Genomic DNA, 4,404 nt, shown 5'->3' on the forward strand with positions numbered 1-4,404 from the left:
CGGCGCTTTCCAGGTTTCCGCTTTCGCGTTTCCCTTTCCGGCGAGTCCGACTCTATCAGATCCTTTCGGGCCTGATTCCCAGTCAGCGGGGTTTGTCTTCCCGGCTGTTGGGCCGTTCCGACGAGTGAGACTTTAGCGGATTCCGGGCCCCCGAGCTAATCGGGGTCGCGTCCTTTCGAACGCGGAATCCTCATTTCGCAAACACGCATGAAAACGAGCGGACGACGAGTCGTCGATCGTTGAGTGGTGGTGCGGAATGGTTGTCCGGGGACCGACCGGGGTCGGCGCTCACGTCGGACAACTCGGAGAACACTACGTACGGGGTGGGGGCGTGTCAACTCCGGTCCGGACGGGACTGCCGGGGCGTAACCTGGCCCCATGACCACGCGTACGTACACCCAGTTCTGGTGGGCCGCCTGACGGCGGCCGTACGCATGTGGGTACCCAACGGCCGCCGCTCTCGGCGGCCGTTTTCGTGTGTCCCTCCTGGGGGCCGGCCGGTGGGTGCGGCGGCCTCGATCAGGAGGTGGAGAGATGACGCGGATCTTCAGCGGGGTCAAGCCGACCGGGCATCTGACGCTGGGGAACTATCTGGGGGCCGTGCGGCGGTGGGCCGAGGTGGACCAGCACCGCGCCGACGCGCTGTTCTGCGTCGTCGACCTGCACGCGCTCACCGTGGACCACGATCCGGCGCGGGTGCGCAGACTCAGCAGGCAGGCGGCGACCCTTCTGCTGGCCTCGGGGCTCGATCCGGAGCTGTGCACGGTGTTCGTCCAGAGTCATGTGGACGAACACGCGCGGCTGTCGTATCTGCTGGAGTGCGTCGCGACCGACGGCGAGATGCGGCGGATGATCCAGTACAAGGAGAAGGCCGCGCGGGAGCGGGAGCGGGGCGGGAGTGTGCGGCTGTCGCTGCTGACGTATCCCGTGCTGATGGCGGCGGACATCCTGGCGTACGGCACGGACGAGGTGCCGGTCGGGGACGACCAGACGCAGCACGTCGAGCTGACCCGGGATCTGGCGGTGCGGTTCAACCAGCGCTACGGGCATACGTTCACCGTGCCGAAGGCGACCCGGCCCGAGGTGGCGGCGCGGGTCATGAACCTCCAGGAACCGACCTCGAAAATGGGCAAGAGCGACGACGTCGGGCCCGGGGTCGTGTATCTGCTGGACGAGCCCGATGCCGTACGGAAGAAGGTCATGCGGGCCGTGACCGACAGCGGGCAGGACGTCGCCTACGACAGGGAGGGGCGGCCCGGGGTGTCGAATCTGCTGGAGATCCTCGCCGCCTGCGAAGGCGGGGACCCCGAGACGCTGGCCGACGCGTACACCTCGTACGGGGCGCTGAAGAAGGACACCGCCGAGGCCGTGGTCGAACTGCTCAGGCCGGTGCAGCGGAGGCACAAGGAGCTGTGCGCCGATCCCGCGCGGGTCGAGCGGGTGCTGCGGGCCGGGGCGGCGAAGGCGCGGGAGGCGGCCCGGCCGACGGTCGACGCGGCGTACCGGGCGATCGGGTTGCTGCCCGCGGTGGACTGAGGCGCGGTTGAGCGTCCGGCTTCGGCACCCGGCCGGCGGGGTGGCGAAGCCGGACGGCTCGGGTCAGCCGTTGCCGGAGGCGAGTTCGCGGCTGCGGTCGCGGGCCGCTTCGAGCGCGGCGATGAGCGCGGCGCGTACGCCGTGGTTCTCCAGCTCGCGGATCGCGTTGATGGTGGTGCCCGCGGGGGAGGTGACGTTCTCGCGGAGTTTCACCGGGTGCTCGCCGCTGTCGCGGAGCATGACGGCGGCGCCGATCGCGGACTGGACGATCAGCTCGTGGGCCTTGTCGCGGGGCAGGCCGAGCAGGATTCCGGCGTCCGTCATGGCCTCGACGAGGTAGAAGAAGTACGCGGGTCCGGAGCCGGAGAGGGCCGTGCAGGCGTCCTGCTGCGACTCGGGGACGAGGAGCGTCTTGCCGACGGCGCCGAAGATCTCCTCGGCGTGGGCCACGTGCTCGGGTGTGGCGTGGCTGCCGGCGGAGATGACGGACATGGCCTCGTCCACGAGGGCCGGGGTGTTCGTCATGACGCGGACGACGGGCGTCCCGGCGGTCAGCCGCTCCTCGAAGAAGGCGGTGGGGATGCCGGCCGCGCCGCTGATGATCAGGCGGTCGGCGGGGATGTGCGGCGCGAGTTCGTCCAAGAGGGTGCCCATGTCCTGGGGCTTGACGGTCAGGATCAGCGTGTCGGCGCTCTTCGCCGCTTCCGCGTTGGTGACCGGGGTGACGCCGTGGCGCTCCTGGAGTTCCTTCGCCCGCTCGGGGCGGCGGGTGGTGACCAGGAGGTCGGCGGGGGCCCAGCCGGCTCGGATCATTCCGCTGAGCAGGGCTTCACCGATCTTGCCGGTGCCGAGGACTGCGACTTTCTGGACCATGGTTGCGGGTGCCCTCCGAGGGTTGGGTCGTCCGCGGTCATCCTCCCACCGGGGTCGGGGGCGCGAGCGGGTTGTCCGGTGGGCGGACGGGCAGACGGGCGGACCTCGGCGACACGGGGGGGGGCGGCGCGCCCATGTCGTACGGGGCGCAGGGTGGCGGCTATGTCGTACGGCGGCGCAGGGTGGCCGCGCCGAGGCACAGCACCAGTACCGCCGTACCGGCGACGATCAGGACGTCGCGGACGAAGGTGGCGGTCAGGTCCGTGTGCTGGAGGACCTCGTTCATGCCGTCGACCGCGTACGACATCGGGAGCACGTCGGAGACGGCCTCCAGGGCGGGGTGCATGGCGGAGCGCGGGGTGAAGAGGCCGCAGAGGAGCAGTTGGGGGAAGATCACGGCCGGCATGAACTGGACGGCTTGGAACTCGGAGGCGGCGAACGCCGAGACGAACAGGCCGAGGGCGGTTCCGAGGAGCGCGTCGAGCAGGGCGACGAGCAGGAGCAGCCAGGGGGAGCCGGTGACGTCGAGGCCGAGGACCCACAGGGCGAGGCCGGTGGCCAGCGCCGACTGGACGACGGCGACGGCACCGAAGGCGAGGGCGTAGCCGGCGATCAGGTCGCCCTTGCCGAGGGGCAGGGCGAGGAGGCGTTCGAGGGTGCCGGAGGTGCGTTCGCGCAGGGTCGCGATGGAGGTCACCAGGAACATCGTGATCAGCGGGAAGATCCCGAGCAGCGAGGCGCCGATGGAGTCGAAGGTCCGGGGGCTGCTGTCGAAGACGTAGCGGAGCAGGACCAGCATCACGCAGGGGATGACGATCATCAGCGCGATGGTGCGGGGGTCGTGCCGAAGCTGGCGCAGGACGCGGCTCGCGGTGGCGGCGGTGCGGGCGGGGGTGAGCGCGCGGGGGCGGCGGGCGGCGGGGACGGGGGCCGCCGCGGGCTGGGCGGGGCTCATCGGGCGGTCTCCTCGCGGGGGTCGGGGTCGGGGGCGGGGGCGGTAGCCGCGGGGGTGTCGGGCTGGGGCGAGTGGTCCGCCGCGGCCTCGTCCACGAGGTGGAGGAAGGCGGTCTCGACGGTGTCGGAGCCGGTCTTCTCGCGCAGGGCGTCCGGGGTGCCGTCGGCGAGGATCTCGCCCTCGCGCATGAGCAGGAGCCGGTGGCAGCGCTCGGCCTCGTCCATCACGTGGGAGGAGATGAGGAGGGTGGCGTCGCGCTGTTCGGCGATGTCGTGGAAGAGGCTCCACAGGTCGCGGCGCAGGACCGGGTCGAGTCCGACGGTGGGCTCGTCCAGGACGAGGAGTTCGGGGGCGCCGAGCAGGGCGACGGCGAGGGAGACGCGGTTGCGCTGGCCGCCGGAGAGGGTGCCGGCCACGGCGTCGGCGTGCGAGGTGAGGTCGACGTCGGTGATGGCACGGGTGACGTCGGCGTGCCGGCGTTCGGCGGCGGCTCGGCCGGGGTCGAGGATCGCGGCGAAGTAGTCGAGGTTCTGGCGCACGGTCAGGTCGTCGTAGACGGACGGGGCCTGGGTGACGTAGCCGATGCGGGAGCGGAGCACGGGGTCGCCGGCGGGGCGGCCGAGGACGTCGAGGGTGCCGCGCACTCCGGCCTGGGTGCCGACGATCGCCCGGATCAGGGTCGACTTGCCACAGCCGGAGGGGCCGAGCAGCCCGGTGATCCGCCCGCGCGGGACGACGAAGTCGAGCCCGCGCAGGACGGTACGGGGGCCGCGCCGGACGGTGAGGCCTTCGGCGCGGACGGCGGGCTGGGGGGAGGACACGGGGGTGGTGTGGGGTGAGGACACGGGGGTGGGCTCGCCCGGGGTGTTAATCATCGTGTGATGAATATTGGGGGCGGGTGGGGGGTCGGTCAAGGGGTGGGGGCTTCGGGGAGGGGGGTGGGGAGTGCGGGGGTGGGGAGTGCGGGGGTGGGGAGTGCGGGGGTGGGGGCTCGGGGGTCATGCGGGGGCCGGGGCCCGGGCCTCTGCGCTGCGCGCCCA

The 4,404-nt window shown here is 71.8% G+C and carries 4 protein-coding genes; 1 reads left to right on the forward strand and 3 read right to left on the reverse strand.

What is annotated here, in order from left to right; all coding sequences use genetic code 11:
• Positions 1-534: 534 nt before the first annotated feature.
• Positions 535-1,536 (forward strand): tryptophan--tRNA ligase, encoded by a 1,002-nt coding sequence (gene trpS / locus AB0912_RS35730; protein ID WP_366707479.1) that lies wholly within the window; start codon positions 535-537, stop codon positions 1,534-1,536.
• Between the two features lie 63 nt (positions 1,537-1,599).
• On the opposite strand, the gene proC is transcribed toward trpS, so the two are convergent.
• The 3 genes from proC to AB0912_RS35745 form a co-directional block, all read right to left on the reverse strand.
• Entirely contained in the window at positions 1,600-2,409 is an 810-nt protein-coding gene (gene proC, locus AB0912_RS35735; protein WP_366707481.1) for a pyrroline-5-carboxylate reductase, read from the reverse strand.
• Between the two features lie 160 nt (positions 2,410-2,569).
• On the reverse strand, positions 2,570-3,364 hold the full coding sequence (locus AB0912_RS35740; RefSeq protein WP_366707483.1) for an ABC transporter permease: 795 nt from the start codon (positions 3,362-3,364) through the stop codon (positions 2,570-2,572).
• Positions 3,361-4,239: an ABC transporter ATP-binding protein gene (locus AB0912_RS35745; protein WP_366707485.1), complete on the reverse strand. Its 879-nt coding sequence runs from the start codon at positions 4,237-4,239 to the stop codon at positions 3,361-3,363. Before AB0912_RS35745 ends, AB0912_RS35740 begins: the two co-directional genes overlap by 4 nt.
• Positions 4,240-4,404 lie beyond the last annotated feature (165 nt).

Origin of the sequence: Streptomyces sp. NPDC007084 (assembly GCF_040703595.1) — a bacterium.
GTDB lineage: Bacteria > Actinomycetota > Actinomycetes > Streptomycetales > Streptomycetaceae > Streptomyces.

Coding starts and splice junctions, on each gene's coding strand:
- proC (WP_366707481.1), bottom strand. CDS start 2,409: ATGGTCCAGAAAGTCGCAGTCCTCGGCACCGGCAAGATCGGTGAAGCC.
- AB0912_RS35745 (WP_366707485.1), bottom strand. CDS start 4,239: ATGATTAACACCCCGGGCGAGCCCACCCCCGTGTCCTCACCCCACACC.
- trpS (WP_366707479.1), top strand. CDS start 535: ATGACGCGGATCTTCAGCGGGGTCAAGCCGACCGGGCATCTGACGCTG.
- AB0912_RS35740 (WP_366707483.1), bottom strand. CDS start 3,364: ATGAGCCCCGCCCAGCCCGCGGCGGCCCCCGTCCCCGCCGCCCGCCGC.